8 protein-coding genes are annotated in these 21,266 nt (G+C 65.8%); 6 read left to right on the forward strand and 2 right to left on the reverse strand.

What is annotated here, in order from left to right; translation table 11 throughout:
- Positions 1–10: 10 nt before the first annotated feature.
- The gene (locus tag CCC_RS13415; RefSeq protein WP_041041835.1) at positions 11–916 is read right to left on the reverse strand and encodes an amino acid ABC transporter substrate-binding protein; all 906 of its coding nucleotides are present in this window, start codon (positions 914–916) and stop codon (positions 11–13) included.
- 127 nt (positions 917–1,043) lie between these two features.
- Between CCC_RS13415 and CCC_RS13420 the strand changes: the two genes are divergently transcribed.
- On the forward strand, positions 1,044–2,366 hold the full coding sequence (locus tag CCC_RS13420; protein WP_041042392.1) for an RsmB/NOP family class I SAM-dependent RNA methyltransferase: 1,323 nt from the start codon (positions 1,044–1,046) through the stop codon (positions 2,364–2,366).
- Positions 2,367–2,427: 61 nt separating this feature from the next.
- Here CCC_RS13420 and CCC_RS22570 read toward each other — a convergent pair whose 3' ends face one another.
- Positions 2,428–2,601 (reverse strand): hypothetical protein, encoded by a 174-nt coding sequence (locus CCC_RS22570; protein WP_009871139.1) that lies wholly within the window; start codon positions 2,599–2,601, stop codon positions 2,428–2,430.
- A 377-nt stretch (positions 2,602–2,978) separates the two neighbouring features.
- Between CCC_RS22570 and CCC_RS13425 the strand changes: the two genes are divergently transcribed.
- From CCC_RS13425 to CCC_RS13445, 5 genes are all read left to right on the forward strand, one after another.
- Entirely contained in the window at positions 2,979–4,061 is a 1,083-nt protein-coding gene (locus CCC_RS13425) for an NAD-dependent epimerase/dehydratase family protein (RefSeq protein WP_009871138.1), read from the forward strand.
- Complete coding sequence (locus CCC_RS13430; RefSeq protein ID WP_009871137.1) at positions 4,061–5,275, forward strand: glycosyltransferase; 1,215 nt, start codon at positions 4,061–4,063, stop codon at positions 5,273–5,275. The genes CCC_RS13425 and CCC_RS13430 overlap by 1 nt, the downstream gene beginning before the upstream one ends.
- Positions 5,276–5,290: 15 nt before the next feature.
- The gene (locus CCC_RS13435) at positions 5,291–6,637 is read left to right on the forward strand and encodes a B12-binding domain-containing radical SAM protein (protein ID WP_009871136.1); all 1,347 of its coding nucleotides are present in this window, start codon (positions 5,291–5,293) and stop codon (positions 6,635–6,637) included.
- 226 nt (positions 6,638–6,863) lie between these two features.
- Positions 6,864–11,081 (forward strand): beta strand repeat-containing protein, encoded by a 4,218-nt coding sequence (locus CCC_RS22815; protein ID WP_009871135.1) that lies wholly within the window; start codon positions 6,864–6,866, stop codon positions 11,079–11,081.
- Entirely contained in the window at positions 11,074–21,177 is a 10,104-nt protein-coding gene (locus tag CCC_RS13445) for a hypothetical protein (RefSeq protein WP_236686414.1), read from the forward strand. The genes CCC_RS22815 and CCC_RS13445 overlap by 8 nt, the downstream gene beginning before the upstream one ends.
- The last annotated feature ends 89 nt before the right edge of the window (positions 21,178–21,266 follow it).

Here is a 21,266-nt window from a genome sequence, read left to right on the forward strand (position 1 = left end):
CCCGCGCCGCTTACTCCTCCGGCCTGAAGGCCTCGGCCGGTTCGTCGCCGGGATATTTCAGCAGACCGGCCAGAACGGGGCTCATGGGAAAGGCCAGGGCGGCATTCATGGGCGGAATGGGCGACAGGAACCATTTGGCGTAAAGCCGTCCCACCTCGCCCGAGGTCATCATCGCCTTGACCGTCTGATCCACCAGCGCCTTGAAGGCGGGATCGTTCTTGCGCAGCATGATGGCGATGGGCTCGGTGTTCAGGGTCTGGGCCAGAATCTCGTAGTCCTTGGGCGCGGACGAACTGGCGATCAGCCCGGCCAGCAGATTGTCATCCATGACGAAGGCGGCGGCCTGGTCGCTTTCCAGCATCTTGAACGATTCGGCGTGGTCGTTTCCGAAAACCTCGATCACATTGATGTCGCGCCCCTGGACGCGGGCCTTGAGCAGTTGCACGCTGGTGCTGCCCGCGGTGGTGACCACCGCCTTGCCGTCCAACTGGGCCAGTTTGGTGATGCGGCTGGCCTTCTTTACCGCGATGCGCACCGAGGCCACATAGGTGGTGGGCGCGAAGGCCACCTGGGTCTGGCGCGCCGCATTATTGGTGGTCGAGCCGCATTCCAGATCGATGGCGCCGTCCACCATCTTGGGAATGCGGGTCTTGGAGGTCACCACTTCGGTCCGCACCTCCAGGGACGAAAGCCCCAGTTGCGTCTTCACGGCCTCGGCGATGCGGCGGCAGATGTCCACATGATAGCCGATGGGCTGCCCGGTCTGATCGAGATAGGACAGCGGGTAGGAGGTCTCGCGCACTCCCAACACGATGGAGCCGGTGCGCTTGACCTTGTCCAGGGTCGGTTCGGCCGCGGCGGGAGCGGCACAAAGCACGGCCAGGGCAAGAAGCAATCGCGGGGCAAAAGAGGTCATTGACGCGGACCCGTAAGATTATTTCGCGAAAACTAGATACCGGCCTCGCCTCACTGTCAACGTAGCCGAGGGTACAGGGGGTATGCGGGACTTGCGGCGGGCGATGATTTCCAGCATCTATGCGCTCATGACACCCGCCGCACGCCTTCAGGCCGCCATCGAGGTGCTTTCCGAAATCGAAAAGTCGGCCAAGCCGGCCGATTCGGTGGCATCGTTCTATTTCAAGCAGCGCCGCTATATCGGCGCCAAGGACCGCCGCGCCGTGGCCGAAACGGTTTGGCGCGTGCTGCGCCGCCGTGCGCGCCTCGACTGGTGGCTGGAGCATCTGGACCACCCGGAACGCCCCAATGCCGAGGGCAAGGGCGGCGCGCGGGCCCGCGTGCTGGCCGACATGATCTTCGAAGGCATCAAGCCCGAGCCCGACCTGTTCAAGGGTCCTCATTCGGCCTATCCGCCCGAACCGCCCGAGCGCCGGGTGCTGGACATGCTGGCGGGCCAGAAAAGCCTGTTCCATCGCGACATGCCGCCCCATGTGCGCGGCGAATATCCCCAATGGCTGACGCCGCGCCTCACCGCCTTGTTCGGCGACAATCTGGATGCCGAAATGGGCGCCATGCGCGACGAGGCGCCGCTGGACCTGCGGGTCAACACCTTGAAGGCGACCCGCGAAGAGGCCATCCGCGCCTTGGCCAAGGAAGGCATCAAGTCGCAACCGACGGCGCTGTCGCCCATCGGGCTGCGCCTGGGCACCCGCGTTCCCCTAGTCCAGGTCCAGGCCTGGCGCAACGGGCTGATCGAGGTTCAGGACGAAGGCTCGCAACTGGTGGCCCTGCTCACCGACCCCAAGCCCGGTCAGGCAGTGGTGGATTACTGCGCCGGAGCCGGGGGCAAGACCCTGGCCCTGGCCGCCGCCATGCAGAACAAAGGGCGCCTGGTGGCCTGCGACGTGGCGGAATGGCGGGTCGACCGCGCCCAGGACCGCCTGCGCCGCGCCGGCGTCCACAACGTCACCCGCCGGGTGATCGAGGGCGAATCCGACAAATGGATCAAGCGCTCGGCCGCATCCTTCGACCGGGTCCTGGTGGATGCGCCCTGCACCGGCACCGGCACCTGGCGCCGCAATCCCGACGCGAAATGGCAGTTCGGCGAGACCGATCTGGAGGAACTGGTGGTGCGCCAGGGCGCCATCTTGGAAAGCGCGGCACGGCTGACCAAGCCGGGCGGACGGCTGGTTTATGCCACCTGCTCCATCATGCGCGAAGAGAACGAGGACCGCATCGAGGCCTTCCTGGCCGCCCATCCCGATTACCGCCCGGTTCCCGTCCCCGAGATCTGGGCGGATCTGGCGGGCACGCCCTGCCCCGTGCCCGGCCCCTGGCTGCGCCTGTCGCCCCAGGCCCACGGCACCGACGGCTTCTTCGCCGCCGTGCTGGAAAAGGCTTCCGCCTAAGAAAAGGGCCGGCTCCCCACAGGGGACCGGCCCAAAGTCTTCCTGGGGGGAGGAAGAATTCTCAGCGGCGCCAAGCCAGATCGGCGATTTCGCGGTGATCGAGGCGGGCCAGCTCGCTTTCCAGACGGCGGGCTGCCAGAAAATCCTGAACCCGGATCACGGCGCGGCGCAAGGTCTCGGCAAACGGAAAGCCGAAGTCCAGAGAAGCGGTGTGGGTGAGCTGATGAAGGGTCATGGCGGCAACCTCGGCCTTGGGTGTTTCTTTGCTTGCCCCGACCCTATGCCAGCCCATCCTCTGCGAGAATCGACCAATTCGCATGGGTCGATGCATAATACGCATAACGGTACCGATTTACCAAATAACCCTAGTTATTTTGGCATTATTCCAATCTGGCCATTTAATGAAGTTTTATGGAATCCGGAGCCATAAATGGACCTTCCAATGACGGCTGGCAGAATCGTCGGCCCTGATTTTCTGAAGCCCTCCAGCATGAACCGGACAAGAATCGTCGTAACGGGTGGAGCAGGGTTCGGCCGAGACCGACTCCTTGACGGAACCAAGACCTCGACTCCGACTGCGCCGGGGGGGACCGCCAGCACGAGGGAGAGGTCATGAGTGTCGTCATCATTACGGGGTCCGGCGGGCTCATCGGCGCCGAAGCGGCCCGCTTCTTCGGTCGCCAGGGCATGAGCGTTGTCGGCATCGACAATGACATGCGCAGCTACTTCTTCGGCGAGACCGCCAGCACCGCCTGGGCGCGGACCGAACTGGAGCGGACCTTAAGCGACTACACCCATGCCAGCGCCGATATCCGCGACGCAGACGCCATCGACGCCATCTTCGCCCGCTATGGCAAGGCCATCACGGCGGTGATCCACACCGCGGCCCAACCCTCCCACGATTGGGCGGCGAAAGAGCCGCAGGTGGACTTCACCGTCAATGCCAACGGCACCCTGGTGATGTTGGAAGCCACCCGCAAGCATTGCCCCGACGCCTGCTTCATCCATTGCAGCACCAACAAGGTCTATGGCGACACGCCCAATCATCTGCCCCTGGTGGAGTTGGAGACGCGCTGGGAGTTGGACCCGGCCCACGCCTGGGCTCGACACGGCATCGACGAAAGCATGAGCATCGATGCCAGCACCCATTCGCTGTTCGGCGTCTCCAAGGTGGCGGGCGATCTGTTGGTCCAGGAATACGGCCGCTATTTCGGCATGAAGACCGCCTGTTTCCGGGGCGGATGCCTCACCGGGCCGGGCCATTCCGGCGCCCAGTTGCACGGCTTCCTCAGCTATCTGGTCAAATGCGCGGTGACCGGCGACGCCTATACGGTGTTCGGCTACAAGGGCAAGCAGGTCAGGGACAACATTCATTCCGCCGATCTGGTCAACGCCTTCTGGCATGTGGTCCAGGCGCCGAAATCGGGCGCCGTCTACAATATGGGCGGAGCGCGCCACTCGAATTGCTCCATGCTCGAAGCCATATCCATGTGCGAGGAACTGACCGGGCGCCCCATGAACTGGTCCTATTCGGAAACCAACCGCATCGGCGACCACATCTGGTGGATCAGCAGCGTGGAACGGTTCCGCGCCGATTATCCCGGCTGGGACTTCACTTACGACATCCGCCGCATCCTGGGCGAAATCCACCAGGCCATGGCGGAACGGGTCCAGCGGACGCAAAGGACAGCCTGATGTTCGCCTATGTGGACACCGCCTTGATGAACAATCTCGGGCACCACGCCAATTCGGCGCGGCACATTTCGACCGAGTTGCGCTCGCGCGGCATTCCCTGCGCCGTGCTGGGTTATGTGGACATGGAACAGGCGCTGAAGGACGAGTTGTCGGCCACCTCCTGGTTCCGCTGCAACACCTATGGCACCTATGATCGCGACCCCATCTGCGGCTGGCTGAGCAATTACGAGATCGTCTCGCGCACCCTGGCCGAGGACATGAACCGCATTGGCGGCATCTCGGCCAGCGACACCATCTATGTCAATTCCATCCAGCCTCCCCAGTTCATGGGCATGGTGCGCTGGGCTCAAGGATTGCCCGAGGAGAACCGCCCCACGGTGATCATGGAATTCGGCACCGATCCCGGCCTGCAGGCCTATGACACGCCGGAAGGGCTGCGCTTCGCGCCCCAGGATACCAGGGTGGATTCGCGCGCCGTCCTGCTGCGCTATACCGCCCGCCACCTGACCGAGGCCGACCGCAAATGGCTGCGCCTGGCCACCTTCGACGCCCAGTCCTCGGCCATCTTCCAGATGCTGCTGGACTTTCCGGTGGGAACCCTGCCCCTGCCGCAACAGGCGGTGACCTCGTGCCGGGACCGCACGGGACAGCGTCCCATCACCATCGGCATCCTGGGCCATCAGCGCGGCGAAAAAGGCTTTGACAAGGTCCCCGCCCTGGTCGCCCGTCTGCTGGCCGAGCGAAACGATATCCGGGTCCTGGTCCATAACGGCTGGCCCGAGGGCATGGTCGCCCAGCAGCAGGAACTGCGCGCCATGGCCGCCGCCGAGTCCCGCCTGATGCTGGACGAGCGCACCGCCGACGGCGTGTTGTGGGCGGCGTTGCTGGAGCAGTCGGACCTGATCGTCTGCCCCTATAACCGCAACCGCTTCATCTCGTCCTATTCCGCCGTGGCCAGCGAGGCCATGGCCAATTCCATTCCCGTGGTCGTCCCCGAAGGGACCACCATGCATGCGGTGATCCGTGAATTCGGAGAACCCGGCACAATATTTAAGGAAGAGAGCGTAGACTCCATCCTTGCCGCGACCAACGCGGCTCTCGACGACTTCGACCGCCTGGCCGGATTGGCCCGCCAGGCATCCATTCGGTGGGGGGAAACGCGCGGCGCAAAGTGCCTCGTGGACACCTTGCTGTCCTGGCAGACGGCCTCTTGAAGAAGGACTAGGCCCATGAAGGTTCTGTTCAGCAATCCCCCGTGGTGGGGCGAAAAAGCCCTCTACCCCATGCCCGACGGCAGCCAGAAGCTGGTGCACCGCGCTGGCGTGCGCGCCGGGTCGCGATGGCCGTTCACCTTCTTCATGGGCAACGGCCCCGACGACTATCAGTTCGGCTCCTACCTGCCCTATCCCTATTTCCTGGGCCATGCCGCCACCTGGGCCAACCGCGAATTGGGCGGCAACGTCCAATTCCGCGATTCCATCGCGCTCCGGGAATCCTACGACAAGTACTACGAATTCCTGGATGCCGAGCGCTTCTCCCATATCGTCATCGAATCCGCCTCGCCCAGTTGGGAACATGACAAGGGGGTGATCGGCGAGATCGCGCGGCGCCTGCCCCATACGCGCTTCATCATCACCGGCCCCATCACCTCGCACGGCGAGGCGCTGCTGGACGAAGCCCCGAACATCCAGGCCACCGTGCGCGGCGAATACGAAAAAGGCGTCATCAAGGCGCTGAACGGGGCCAACGGCGTGGTGGATTTCGATCTGCTGACCGTGGCCGAGATGAATTCGGCCCCCTTCCCCTATTTCGACAGCGTCATCGCGCACCGCTATTGCGACACCAATCCGCGTGGTCAGCAATTCCCCCACGCCCAGGTGCTGTCCAGCCGCGGCTGCCCCTACAAATGCATCTTCTGCGTGTGGCCGGCGACCATGACCTCCAACGATCCGGACGGCGGCGGCAAGCGCATCGTGCGCCAGTACGGAGCCGACTATATGGAGGCCTTCCTGACCGAGCTGGTGCAGAAATACGGCTTCCGCTCCATCTATTTCGACGACGACACGTTCAACCTGGGCGATCGCCACGTCGAGAAAATGTGCGCGGTGATGCGCAAGGTGGGCGTGCCGTGGTCGGCCATGTGCCGGGCCGACACCTCCAGCTTCCATCTGTGGCAGGAAATGAAGGACAGCGGCTGCTTCGGGGTCAAGATCGGCTTTGAAAGCGGCAACCAGGAGGTGGTCGACAACATCGTCAACAAACGCCTTGATCTGGAAGAGGCCCGCAAGGTCGCCTTCGAAATCAAGCGCGTCGGCATGACGCTGCACGGCACCTTCACCTTCGGCCTGCCCGGCGAGACGCCCGAGCAGATGCAAGACACCGAAAACTACATGGCCACCCTGCCGCTGGACTCCTGCCAGAAATCCGGCTGCGCCGAGATCGAGGGCGCGCCCCTTCACACCCTGGGCCGCGTCTCCAATCTCAAGTCCTATCCGGGCGCAAAAATGGACGAAAACTACAGCCGCGAAACCGACGGCCAGATGAAATACGAGAAGATGAGATCCATACAGGCTTGACCCGACATACTCCCATCCAGGCCCCGGCTGCGGCAGGCAAAAAGTATATGCGCCTGTTTCGCAGCTGGCGGAATCCCGCAGATTTCAACGAGATCGGCTGAATCCATTAGCCACAAATTCGTTGCGTCCGGGCCTGCATTTTGGTAGTTAATTAACCTGAGTGGCAATATGTTTTAAGCGAGCGAGCGTCCGAAGCGGCGCGTAAATCTCCAGAAAGGGGGTAGCCGTGGTTTCTTCAGTCACATTCCAGTCGGCCGCTGCGATCGCAGCACTGACGACGACGAACATCGCGGCGTGGGACACCACGGACATCGCAGCGCTGGTCTCCACCCAGCTGCAAGCGCTGACCGTCACCCAGATCCAGGCCCTGGAAACCACCGACATTGCGGCACTGAGCACCACCCAGCTCAGTGTGCTGAGTTCGACTCAGGTCGCGGCCTTCGACAATACCCAGATCGTGTTCAGCGCAGCCCAGCTCGGCGTTCTCAACGCCTCGCAGCTTGGCGCCTTCTCGACCTCGGACATTGCCGCCATCACCAGCACGGCCATCAGCGGCCTGACCACCACTCAGATCGGCAGCCTGGCCAACACCCTGCTGAATTCCATCGACACCACCGACGTCGCTCTGCTCAGCACCACTCAGCTTTCCGTTCTCAAGACCTCGCAGCTCGCCGCTCTCTCGACCACCAACATCAACGCGCTCTCCACCACCTCTCTCGCTGGATTGAGCGCGGCCCAGGTGGCCGGATTGACCACCACCCAGGTGGCCGGACTGACCACCACCCAGACGGCCGCCCTGGCCACCACCGAACTGAACGGCCTGTCCACCACCCAGCTCAACAGCCTGACCACCACCAATCTGGCGGCCCTGACCACCACCCAGCTGTCCGGCATTTCCGCGGCCCAGGTATCCGCCCTGTCCACCTCGACGCTGAACGCCCTGTCGACCACCGGACTGGCGGGCCTGACCAGCACCCAGACCAACAGCCTGACCTCCACCCAGGTCGGCGGCCTGACCACCACCAATCTGAACGCGCTGGAAACCACCGATCTGGCCGCGCTGTCGTCGACCGCCCTCACCGGCCTGACCACAACTCAGACGGGAGCTTTGACCACCACCTCGGTCTCGGCCCTGACCACCACCGAGGTCGGCGCCCTGACGGTGACCCTGCTGAACTCGTTGACCACCACCAATGTGGCGACGCTGACCTCGACTCAGATCACCGGGCTGAATTCCGCGCTTTTGGCCGGTCTGACCACTTCCAATCTGGCATCGCTGGCCACCACCACGCTGGCCTCGATCACCACCTTGCAGCTGCGCGGCCTGACCACAACCCAGGCGGGAGCTCTGAGTTCCACCCAGGTGACCAATCTGACCTCCACCCAGGTGGGGGCTTTGGCCGCTTCGGCCATCAACTCGCTGACCACCACGTCGCTGAACACCCTGTCCACCACTCAGCTCAGCAGCATCACCACCAGCACCCTGAGCAGCCTCAACACCACCACGCTCAACGCGCTGCGGACCACCAGCATCGCCGGCCTGACCACCGGCCAGGTGCGCGGCCTGACCGAGACCCAGATCGGCGGCCTGACCACCACCCAGATCAACGCCTTCGAAACCACCGATATCGCGGCGCTGTCCACCACTCAGACGGCCACGCTGACCACCACCCAACTGGCGGCGTTGAACTCCACCAATGCCAGCGCCCTGACCGTCACCGAAATCAAGTCCCTGTCCGCCCAGCAGTTGTCCGCCCTGGCCACCACGGCGGCGGCCGAACTGTCCACCACCCAGGTGGGTGCCTTCACCAGCGTTCAGCTTCAGGGTCTGTCCACCACCACATTCAACGCTCTGTCCACCACCGCCGTGGCGGGCATTTCCGCGACCCAGGCCCAGAGTCTGTCTTCGACCCTGCTGGCCGGGCTGACCACCACCACCCTGGGCGCCATCGAATCCACCGATCTGGCCGCCGTCACCACCACCGCGCTGAATTCCCTGACCACCACCAATGTGGCGCAGCTGACCAGCACCCAGCTGGCGGGCCTCAAGGCCAGCCAGGTCTCGGGCCTCACCACCACCAAGCTCAACGCGCTGACCACCACCAATGTGGCCGAGTTGCTCGTCACCCAGATCAAGGCGCTGACCACGGCGCAGGTGTCGGGGCTTTCCACCACCCAGCTCAACGCGTTCGAGACCACGGATTTCGCCACTCTGAGCGCCGCCCAGGTCAGTTCCTTGACCACCACCCAGGTGGCCGGACTGACCACCGCCCTGGTGGATACCCTGACCATCACCGAGGCCAAGGCGCTTTCCACCACCCAGCTGAACGCCCTGACCACCACCAATGCCGCCGAGCTGTCCACCACCCAGGTGGGGGCCCTGTCCACGGCCCAGGTGTCCGGCCTCAGCACCACCAATCTCAATTCCTTGTCCACGACCTCGCTGGCGGGCCTGTCGGCCACCCAGGTCAAGTCGCTGTCCACCACCCAGATCGGCGGGCTTTCCACCACGCAGGTTGACGCGCTGGAATCTGGGGACCTGGCGAACCTGACGGCGACACAGCTCAACGCGCTGTCGACCACCAATGTGGCCGAACTGTCGACCACCCAGATCGACGCCCTGACCAAGACCCAGGTGGCGGGCCTGTCCACTACGGTGTTGAACGCCCTGGACACCACCGATCTGGCCGAACTCTCGGTCACTCAGGTGCGTTCGCTGACCAGCGCCCAGGTTTCGGGCCTGTCCACCACCCAGCTCAATGCCCTGGAGACCACCGACGTCGCCGCCCTGCTCGGCACTCAGGTTTCCGGTCTGACCACGACCCAGGTCTCCAGCCTGACCACCACCCAGGTGAGCAGCCTGTCCAGTTCCGTGGTGCGCGCCCTGACCGCCACCCAGTTCAATGCCCTGACCACCACCACCCTGGCTCAGTTGACCACGACCCAGGCCACCGCGCTGACCACCACCCAGGTCACCGGTCTGTCCACCACGGCATTGAACACGCTGAACACCACCACCTTGGCCTCGCTCACCGCGACCCAGGCCAAGAGCCTGACCACCACCCAGGTGGCCGCGCTCACCACCACTCAGGCGGTGGCTCTGTCCACCACCGAGCTGGCGGCGCTGACCGCCACGACCGTCAATTCGCTGACCACCACCAATACGGCGCTGCTGACCACCGCCCAGATCGACGCCCTGACCAAGACTCAGGTCACCGGACTGGCGACCACCACCCTGAATGCGCTGACCACCACCAATATCGCCGAGCTGTCCACCGCCCAGGTGCGCTCGCTGACCGCCACCCAGATCGGCGGCCTGACCACCACCAAGATCAACGCCTTCGAGACCACCGATCTGGCGGCCCTGACCGCCGATCAGGTCGCGGGCCTGACCACCACCCAGATCGCTGCGCTGACCACCACCCAGGTGAGCGCGCTGACCACGGCCGAGGCCAAGGTCCTTACCTCTACCCAGCTGAACGCGCTGACCACCACCAATGTGGCGACGCTGACCACCACCCAGGTCAGTGGCCTGACCACCAATCAGGTCGCCAATCTCAGCACCACCAACCTCAATGCCCTGTCGACCACCGCCCTGGCCGGGCTTAACGCCACCCAGGCCACGAGTCTGACCACCACCCAGGCCGCCGCCCTGACCACCACCGCGCTGGGCGCCCTGGAAACCACCGACCTGTCCAAGCTGTCGGCCACGACGCTGAACGCGCTGACCACCACCAATGTGGCGGCATTGTCCACCACCCAGGTGGCCGGGCTGAGCAACACTCAGGTGGCGGGTCTGTCCACCACCCAGCTGAACGCTCTCGAGACCACCGACGTGGCGGCGCTGTCCACCGCCCAGGTGCGCAATCTGAACGCCACCCAGGTGGCGGGCCTGTCCACGACCCAGCTGAATGCTTTCGAGACCACCGATATCGCGGCCCTGACCGCGACCCAGGCGACCAATCTGACCACCACGCAGGTGGGCGCATTGACCACCACTTCGGTGGACAATCTGGGCACCGCCCAGATCAAGGCCCTGTCGGTGACCCAGTTCAACGCCCTGTCGACCACCAGCGCGGCAGAACTGACCACCACGCAGCTCAGCTCGCTGACCCACCACCCAGGTGAGTTCGCTGTCCACCACCAACCTGAATGCGCTGTCGACCACCGCCGTGGCGGGCTTCAGCGTTACCCAGGCCAAGACTCTGACCACCACCCAGGTGGGGGCGTTGACCACCACCCAGGCGACGTCGCTGTCCACGGCGGAATTGGGCGCGCTGAACGCCACCGTGTTCAACGCCCTGTCCACCACCAATGTGGCGGCGCTGTCGACCACCCAGCAGAGCGGCCTGTCGGCCACCGTGGTCAGCGGCCTCGGCACCACCACGCTGAACGCGCTCGACACCACTGGCATCGCGGCACTGACCACCTCCCAGGTGCGTAACCTGACCGCCACCCAGATCGCGGGCCTGACCACCACCACGGTCAATGCGCTTGAGACCACCGATATCGCGGCGCTGACCGCGACCCAGGTCACGGGCTTCACCACCACCCAGATCGCCGCACTCACCACCACCAACGCGGCGGCGCTCTCCACCGCCGAGATCAGCGCGCTGACCTCGACCCAGCTGAACGCGCTGACCACCACCGACTCGGCGGCGCTGACCAGCACCCAGGTGGGCAGCCTGACCTCCGCCCAGCTGGGCGCCCTGTCGACCACCAATCTGAATGCCCTGGCCAGCACCGGCATCGCGGTCCTGAACCGCACCCAGGCCCAGAGTCTGACCACCACTCAGGCGGCGGCCCTGACCACCACGGCCACCAACGCCCTGTCCAGCACCAGCATCGCGGGCGTCAGCGCCACCTTGCTGAACGCGCTGACCACCACCAATGCCAACGCCCTGTCCAGCACTCAGGTTTCGTCGCTGACCGTCACCCAGGTTTCGGGCCTGTCGACGTCCAACCTCAATGCGCTGACCACCACCAACGTGGCGACCCTGACCACGACCCAGGTCAAGAACCTGACCACGGCCCAGGTGGGCGGCCTGACCACCACCCAGGTCAACGCTCTCGAAACCACCGATATCTCGGTGCTGACCACCAGTCAGGCCGCGGCGGTCACCACGACCCAGTTGGCCGCGCTGAACTCGACCAACGCCGCGGCGCTGACCACGACGGCTCTGCGCACCCTGACCGCCACACAGTTGAACGCGCTGTCGACCACCGATGCCGGGTCGCTGACCACCACCCAGGTGTCGTCGCTGACCACCGCTCAGGTTGCCGGGCTGTCGACCACCAACCTGAACGCCCTGACCACTTCGGCCATCGGCGAACTGAGCTCCACTCAGGCCCAGAGCCTGACCACCACCCAGACCGCGGCTCTGACCACCACCCAGTTGGGGGCCCTGCAGACCACCGATCTGGCGGCGGTCACCGCGACCTCGTTGAACGCGCTGACCACCACCAATGTGGCGGCCCTGACCACCACCCAGGCGTCCAGCCTGTCCACCGCCCAGGTCTCTGGCCTGAGCACCACGGTTCTGAACGCCCTGACCACCACCGATGTGGCGGCCCTGACCACCACCCAGGTGCGGAGTCTGACCGCGACCCAGATCGGCGGCCTGACCACCACCAAGATCAACGCCCTGGAAACCACCGATCTGGCGGCCCTGACCTCGGTCCAGGTCGGCGGCTTCACCACCACCCAGTCGGCGGCCCTGGCCACCACCGCGGTGACGGAGTTGACCTCGGCGGAGGTGGGCGCCCTGTCGACCAGCAACCTGAACGCCCTGACCACCACCAATACGGCCTTGCTGTCGACCACCCAGGCTGGCGCGCTGAGTTCGGTGACTGTCGGCGGTCTGTCGACCACCAATCTGAACAGCCTGTCCACCACCACCCTGGCGGGCCTCACCGCCACCCAGTTGCGTGGCCTGACCACCACCCAGACCGGCGCGCTGACCACCACGGCGGCGGCGGCCCTGAATTCCGCGGTCATCACCATCCTGACCGCGACCCAGCTCAATGCGCTGTCGACCACCAGCCTGGCGGGCCTGACCAGCACCCAGGTGGCCAGCTTCAGCACCACCCAGGTCAGCGGCCTGAACACCACCACGCTGAACGCCCTGGAAACCACGGATGTTGCGTCGCTCACCACGACCCAGGTCCGGAGTCTGACCACCGCCCAGATCGCTGGCCTCAGCACCACCAATCTGAACGCCTTTGTGACCACCGACGTGGCCGCGCTGACCTCGGCCCAGGTGGCGGCCTTCACCACCACGCAGGCCAATGCGCTGACCACCACCGGCGTGGGCGCCCTGACCTCCACCGAAGTGGCGTCGCTCTCCACGTCCCAGATCAACGCGCTGACCACCACCAATGTGGCGACGCTGACCACCACCCAGTTGTCCGCCGTCGCCTCCGCGACCGTGGGCGGCCTCAGCACCACCGCTCTCAACGCCCTGGCAACCACGGCCATCGCTGGCCTGTCGTCCACCCAGGTGTCGGGCGTGACCTCGACCCAGTCCGCCGGCCTCAACACCACCGCGCTGGGCGCCATCGAGACCACCGATCTGCGCGCCATCACCGCGACCGCGTTGAACGCCCTGACCACCACCAATGTGGCGGCGCTGTCGACCACCCAGGTGGACAGCCTGACCACCACTCAGGTGTCCTCGCTGAACACCACCACGCTGAACGCCCTGGAAACCACCGACGTCGCGGCGCTGAATACCACCCAGGTGCGCAACCTGACGGCGGGTCAGATCTCCGGCTTGACCACCACCCAGGTCAATGCCTTCGAGACCACGGATATCGGTGCGCTGACGGCGACGCAGGTCACCAACCTGACCTCCACGCAGACGGGGGCGTTGAACACCACCGCGCTGTCGGGCATCACCTCGACCCAGGTCAACGCGCTGTCGACCACCCAGGTCAACGCACTGTCGACCACCAATGCCGCGGCCCTGTCCACCGCCCAGGCAGACGGCTTGTCCGCCAATCAGATCGGCGGTCTGACCACCACCTTGATCAACGCTCTGGCCACCACCACCCTGGGCAGCCTGAGCTCGAGCCAGGCGGCGGGCCTGACCACCACCCAGGCGGCGGGTCTGACCACCACCTCGGTCACCCAGCTGACCACCACCGAGCTGTCTGGCATCAACGCCACAGTGCTGAACGCGCTGACCACCACCGGCGTGGCCAATCTGTCGACCACCCAGGTCGGCCAGTTGACCGCGACCCAGGTCTCCGGTCTCGCCACCACCGCGCTGAACGCCCTGACCACCACCGACGTCGCGTCGCTGTCCACCACCCAGGCCCGGAGTCTGACCACGGACCAGGTGGCCGGGTTGACCACCACCCAGGTGAACAACCTCAGCACCACCGATCTCGGCGCCCTGACCAACGCCCAGGTCACCAGCCTGACCACCACCCAGACCGGGGCCCTGAACACCACGGCGCTGTCTGGCATCACCTCGACCGGCATCAACCAGCTGTCGACCACCCAGTTGAACGCGCTGACCACCACCAATGCGGCGGCGCTGTCCACCACCCAGTTGGATGGCCTGAGCGCCAACCAGTTGGGCGGCCTGACCTCGACGACCTTGAATGCCCTGTCCACCACGGGTCTGGACAGCCTGTCCTCGACCCAGGCGGCTGGCATCACCTCGACGCAGTCCGCGCTTCTGACCACCACCGCGCTGGGCGCCATCGGGACGACCGATCTGCGGGCCATCTCGGCCACGGTGCTGAACAGCCTGACCACCACCAATGTGGCGGCGCTGTCCACCACCCAGGTCAGCAGCCTGACCACCACCCAGGTGTCCGGCCTCGACACCACGCAGTTGAACGCCCTCGAGACCACCGACGTGGCGTCGCTGACCACCACCCAGGCGCGTGCACTGACCACGGCCCAGGTCGCGGCCCTGAACACCACCCAGGTCAACAACCTGTCGACCACGGATGTGGGCGCCCTGACCAATACCCAGGTCAGCAACCTCACCACCACGCAGACCGGGGCTCTGACCACCACCGCGCTGTCGGGCATCACCTCGACCCAGGTGGGCGCCCTGTCCACTACCCAGCTGAATGCGCTGTCGACCACCGACTCGGCGGCTTTGAGCACCACGCAGCTGACCGGCCTGACCGCCACCCAGTTCGGCGGCCTGTCCACCACCACGCTGAACGCCCTGTCCACCACCGGCGTGGCCAGCCTGTCCTCGACCCAGGTGGCTGGCATCAGCACCACTCAGGCCGCGGCCCTGACCACCACCCAGGTCACCGCCATCGAAACCACGGATCTGCGCGCTCTGACCGCCACCGTGCTGAACGCTCTGACCACCACCAATGTGGCGGCGCTGACCACTACCCAGGTTGACTCCCTGACCACCACCCAGGTGTCGGGCCTCTCCACCACGCAGCTGAATGCCTTGGAGACCACCGATGTGGCCGTGCTCAGCACGACCCAGGTCCGGAGTCTGACCACGACCCAGGTCTCGGCGCTGAACACCACCCAGGTCAACGCCCTGACCACCACCGATGTCAGCGCTCTGACCACCACGCAGGTCGGCAGCATCACGACCACCCAGACCGGCGGCCTGAACACCACCGCTCTGTCGGGCATCACCTCGACCGAGGTGAACGCGCTGTCGACCAGCCAGATCAACGCGCTGAGCACCACCAACGCGGCGGCACTGACGGCCACCCAGATCAGCGGCCTGACCACCACTGTGGTCGCGGGCCTCAACACCACCACCTTGAACGCGCTGTCCACCACGGGCGTGGCAAGTCTGTCCTCGACCCAGGCGGCCGCCATCACCAGCACCCAGTCGGCAGCCCTGACCACCACCCAGCTCGGCGCCCTCGAGACCACCGATCTGGCGGCCGTCAGCACCACGGCTCTGAACACCCTCAGCACCACCAATGTGGCGGCGCTGTCCACCACCCAGGTGAGCAGCCTGGCGGTCGGCCAGGTGTCGGGCCTCGACACCACCCAGCTGAACGCCCTGGAAACCACGGATGTGGCGTCTCTGACCACCACTCAGGCGCGCTCGCTGACCACTACCCAGATCGGCGGACTGACCTCGACCCAGGTCAACAACCTGTCGACCACCGATGTGGCGTCTCTGACCACCACTCAGCTCACCGGCGTGACCACCACCCAGGTGTCCAAGCTGACCTCGACCCAGCTCGGCGCTCTGACCACCACCCAGGTGGCGTCGCTGGCGGCCACCCAGGTGGATGCGCTGTCGACCACCAATATCGCGGCCCTGTCCACCACCCAGATCGGCGCCCTGACCACCGGTCAGGTCGGCTCGGTCGCCACCACCACCCTGAACGCCCTCGAAACGACCGATGTGGCGGTGCTGTCCACCACCCAGGTCCGCAGCCTGACCACCACCCAGATCGGCGGACTGACCAGCGTCCAGGTCAACAACCTGTCGACCACCGATATCGCGGCTCTGACCACCACCCAGGTGACGGGCGTGACCACCACCCAGGTCGGCGCCCTGAACACCACCGCGCTGTCGGGCATCACCTCGACCGAGATCAACGCGCTGTCCACCACCCAGGTGAACGCGCTGTCGACCACCAATGCGGCGGCCCTGACCGCGACGCAGCTTGACGGCCTGACCACCACTCAGGTGGGCAACCTCAGCACCACCAACCTGAACGCCCTGTCCACCACGGGCGTGGCAAGCCTGAGCGCCACCCAGGCGGGGGCCATCACCTCGACCCAGACGGCGGCTCTGAGCACCACTCAGCTGACCAACCTGACCACCACCGAGGTCAGCGGGCTGACGGCAACCGCCATCAACTCGCTGTCCACCACCGATGTGGCGGCCATCTCCACCACCCAGTTGAGCGCGCTGACCACCACCCAGGTGAGCAACCTCAGCACCACCACGCTGAACGCCCTGACCACCACCGATGTGGCGGCCATCTCCACCACCCAGGTGCGCTCGCTGACCACCACCCAGATCGCCGGGCTGACCAGCGTCCAGGTCAACAACCTGTCGACCACCGATATCGCGGCGCTGACCACCACCCAGGTGTCCGGCGTGACCACCACCCAGGTCGGCGCCCTGAACACCACCGCGCTGTCGGGCATCACCTCCACCGAGGTGAACGCGCTGACCACCACCCAGGTCAACGCGCTGACCACCACCAACGCGGCGGCCCTGTCGGCCACCCAGATCGATGGCCTGACCACCGCCCATGTGGCCGGTCTCAGCACCACCAATCTGAACGCCCTGTCCACCACCGGCGTGGCAAGCCTGAACTCGACCCAGGTCGCGGCCCTGCTCACCACTCAGATCGCGGCCCTGTCCACCACCCAGCTGGGTGCGGTCGAGACCACCGATCTGACGGCCCTGGCCGCCACCCAGGTGGATGCGCTGTCGACCACCAATATCGCGGCCCTGTCCACCACCCAGGTGGGCGCCCTGACCACCGCTCAGGTCGGCACCCTGGCCACCACCACCCTGAACGCTCTGGAAACCACCGATGTGGCGGTCCTGTCGACCACCCAGGTGCGCTCGCTGACCACCACCCAGGTGGACGGGCTGACCAGTGTCAAGATCAACGCCCTGTCGACCACCGACATCGCGGCTCTGACCACCACCCAGGTCACCGCCGTCACCAGCACCAACGTCGCCGCCCTGACCACCACCTCGGTCTCGGCCATCACCTCCACCGAGGTGAGCGCGCTCTCGACGACCCAGATCAACGCGCTGACCACCACCAACGTGGCCACGTTGACCACCACCCAGTTGGATGGCCTGACCTCCACCAACGTGTCTGATCTGACCACCACCGTTCTCAACGCCCTGTCGACCACGGGCGTGGACAGCCTGAACGCCACTCAGATCGCGGCTTTGACCTCGACCCAGACGGCCGGTATCACCTCCGTCAAGCTGGGCGCCCTCAACACCACCGAGGTGGCGGCCCTGTCCGCGACCGCGGTCAACGGCCTGACCACCACCAATGTGGCGGCTCTGACCACCACCCAGGTTGGCGCCCTGACCACCACCCAGATCAGCGGCCTCAGCACCACCACGCTGAACGCGCTTGAAACCACCGACCTGGCGACCCTGTCCACCACCCAGGCCCGCGCCCTGACCACCACTCAGATCGCCGGTCTGACCAGCGTCCAGGTCAACAACCTGTCGACCACCGATATCGCGGCCCTGACCACCACCCAGGTGACGGGCGTGACCACGACCCAGGTCGGCGCACTGAACACCACCGCTCTGTCGGGCATCACCTCGACCGAGATCAACGCGCTGACCACCACCCAGGTTAACGCGCTGACCACCACCAACGCGGCGGCCCTGTCGGCCACTCAGATCGATGGCCTGACCACCGCCCATGTGGCCGGTCTCAGCACCACCAATCTGAACGCCCTGTCCACCACCGGCGTGGCAAGCCTGAACTCGACCCAGGTCGCGGCCCTGCTCACCACCCAGATCGCGGCCCTGACCAGCACCCAGCTGGGTGCGGTCGAGACCACCGATCTGGCGGCCCTGTCCGCCACCCAGGTGGACTCGCTGTCGACCACCAATATCGCGGCCCTGTCCACCACCCAGGTGGGCGCCCTGACCACCGCTCAGGTCGGCACCCTGGCCACCACCACCCTGAACGCCCTGGAAACCACCGATGTGGCGGTCCTGTCGACCACCCAGGTGCGCTCGCTGACCACCACCCAGATCGCCGGACTGACCAGCGTCAAGGTCAACGCCCTGTCGACCACCGACATCGGCGCACTGACCACCACCCAGGTGTCCGGCGTCACCACCACCCAGGTCGGCGCCCTCACCACCACGGCGCTGTCGGGCATCACGTCCACCGAGGTGAACGCGCTGACCACCACCCAGGTCAACGCGCTGACCACCACCAATGCGGCCGCGCTGTCGACCACCCAGGTGTCGGGTCTGACCACCGCCCAGGTGGCCGCTCTCAGCACCACCAACCTGAACGCCCTGTCCACCACCAGTGTGGCTGGCCTCAACTCGACCCAGTTGGGCGCTCTGCTCACCACCCAGATCGCGGCGCTGACCACCACCCAGCTGGGGGCGGTCGAAACCACCGATCTGGACGCACTGGCCGCCACCCAGGTGGATGCGCTGTCGACCACCAATATCGCGGCCCTGTCCACCACCCAGGTGTCCAGCCTGACCACGACTCAGATCAGCACCCTGGCGACCGCCACGCTGAACGCCCTGGAAACCACCGATGTGGCGGCGCTGTCGACCACCCAGGCCCGCTCGCTGACCACCACCCAGATCGGCGGACTGACCAGCGTCCAGGTCAACAACCTGTCGACCACCGGTATCGGCTCTCTGACCAACACTCAGGTCGGCGGCATCACCACCACCCAGGTCGGCGCCCTGAACACCACCGCGCTGTCGGGCATCACCTCGACCGAGGTGAACGCGCTGACCACCACCCAGGTCAACGCGCTGTCCACCACCAACGCGGCGGCCCTGTCCACCACTCAGCTGTCGGGCCTCACCGTCACTCAGGTGTCCGCTCTCAGCACCACCAACCTGAACGCTCTGTCCACCACCGGCGTGGCAAGCCTCAGCTCGACCCAGATCGGCGCCCTGCTGACCACCCAGATCGCGGCTCTGACCACCACTCAGCTCGGTGCGGTTGAAACCACGGATCTGGAAGCCCTCAGCGCCACCCAGGTGAACGCGCTGTCGACCACCAATCTGGCGGCACTGTCCACCACCCAGGTCGGCGCCCTGAGCACCACCCAGGTGAGCGGTCTCAACACGACCACGCTGAACGCCCTCGAGACCACCGACGTGGCGATCCTGTCGACCACCCAGGTGCGCTCGCTGACCACCACTCAGGTGGGCGGTCTGACCAGCGTCCAGGTCAATGCGCTGTCGACCACCGACATCGCGGCCCTGTCCACCACCCAGATCACCGGCCTGACCACCACCCAGGCGGCTGGCCTCAACACCACGGCTCTGGGCGCCCTGACCACCACCGAGGTGGGCGGCCTGACCGCGACTCAGATCAACGCCCTGACCACCACCAACGCGGCGGCGCTGTCGACCACTCAGCTGTCCGCTCTCAGCACCACCCAGGTCGCCGGTCTGGCCACCACCACTGTGAACGCCCTGTCGACCACCAATGTGGCCGCGCTGTCGACCACCCAGGCTTCGGCGCTGACCACCACCCAGACGGCGGGTCTCACCACCACCCAGCAGGCGGTCATCGAGAGCACCGATCTGGCGGCCATCTCCGCCACGTCCCTCAACGCTCTGACGACCACCAATGTGGCGGCACTGACCACCACTCAGGCCAGCAGCCTGACCACCACCCAGCTCGTCAGCCTCAACACCACGACGCTGAACGCCCTGTCCACCACTGGCTTGGGCTCGCTGACCACCACCCAGGTGACCAGCCTGACCACCACCCAGGTGGTCGGCCTCAACACCACCACGGTGAACGCCCTGTCCACCACGGACATCGCGGGTCTGACCACCACCCAGGTCCAGAGCTTCTCCACCACACAGGTGGCTGGCCTCAACACCACGGCCCTGGGCGCCATCGAGACCACCGATCTGGATGCGCTCTCGGCCACGCAGTTGAACGCCCTGACCACCACCAACACGGCCGCGCTGTCCACCACCCAGGTGAGCAGCCTGACCACCACCCAGCTGTCCGGCCTCAGCACCACCAAGCTGAACGCGCTGGAGACCACCGATCTGGCGACCCTCTCGGTCACCCAGGTGCAGAGCCTGACCTCCACCCAGATCAGCGGCATCACCACCTCTCAGATCAACGCCCTCAACACCACCGACCTGGCGTCGCTCACCGCCACGCAGATCGATGGCCTGACCACGACCCAGACGGCGGCGATCACCACCACCAATCTGGCCTTCCTGACCTCGACCGAGGTGGGCGCGCTGTCCACGTCCAACCTCAACGCCCTGACCACCACCCAGGTGGCGGTCATCAGCACCACCCAGGTGTCCGGTCTGACCACCACCCAGATCAGCGGTCTGAGCACGACCCAGATCAACACGCTGAACACCACGGATATCGGCGCGCTGACCTCCACCCAGGTGAGCGGCATCAGCAACGCCCAGGCAACGGCCCTGACCACCACGACCCTGGGGGCGCTGACCGCCACCGAGATCGGCGGCCTGACCACCACGGCGGTGAACGCGCTGACCACCGCCAATATCGCGGCTCTGACCACCACCCAGATCGGCGGATTGGTGACGACCCAGATCGGTGGCCTGACCACCACCGCCCTGGCCGCCATCGAGAGCACCGATATCGGCATCCTCACCACCACCCAGTTCGGGGCCCTGACCTCGACCTCCATCGCGGCACTGGTCACCACCCAGGTTACGGGTCTGACCGAAACCCAGTTGGGGGCTCTGAGCACTACCCAGCTGACCGGTTTGGAAACCACGGATATCGGTGTCCTGAACACGACCCAGGCCGCCGCCCTCGGTCCGCTGGCTGGCAACATGACCACGACCCAAAACAACGCTTGGGCCGCCAGGCTCTAATCCCTGCGACGAGCCGTCCCCCACGGGACGGCTCGTTCCCAGCCCCGGTCATTTCCACGCCTCAACCGGCGGCGGCGTGCAGCGTCTCG

Source organism: Paramagnetospirillum magnetotacticum MS-1 (assembly GCF_000829825.1).
Classification (GTDB): Bacteria; Pseudomonadota; Alphaproteobacteria; order Rhodospirillales; family Magnetospirillaceae; genus Phaeospirillum; species Phaeospirillum magnetotacticum.

What these genes read in the sequence shown, in the direction of transcription:
- CCC_RS13415 (WP_041041835.1), bottom strand. Translation starts at nt 916, where the DNA reads ATGACCTCTTTTGCCCCGCGATTGCTTCTTGCCCTGGCCGTGCTTTGT.
- CCC_RS13420 (WP_041042392.1), top strand. Translation starts at nt 1,044, where the DNA reads ATGACACCCGCCGCACGCCTTCAGGCCGCCATCGAGGTGCTTTCCGAA.
- CCC_RS22570 (WP_009871139.1), bottom strand. Translation starts at nt 2,601, where the DNA reads ATGACCCTTCATCAGCTCACCCACACCGCTTCTCTGGACTTCGGCTTT.
- CCC_RS13425 (WP_009871138.1), top strand. Translation starts at nt 2,979, where the DNA reads ATGAGTGTCGTCATCATTACGGGGTCCGGCGGGCTCATCGGCGCCGAA.
- CCC_RS13430 (WP_009871137.1), top strand. Translation starts at nt 4,061, where the DNA reads ATGTTCGCCTATGTGGACACCGCCTTGATGAACAATCTCGGGCACCAC.
- CCC_RS13435 (WP_009871136.1), top strand. Translation starts at nt 5,291, where the DNA reads ATGAAGGTTCTGTTCAGCAATCCCCCGTGGTGGGGCGAAAAAGCCCTC.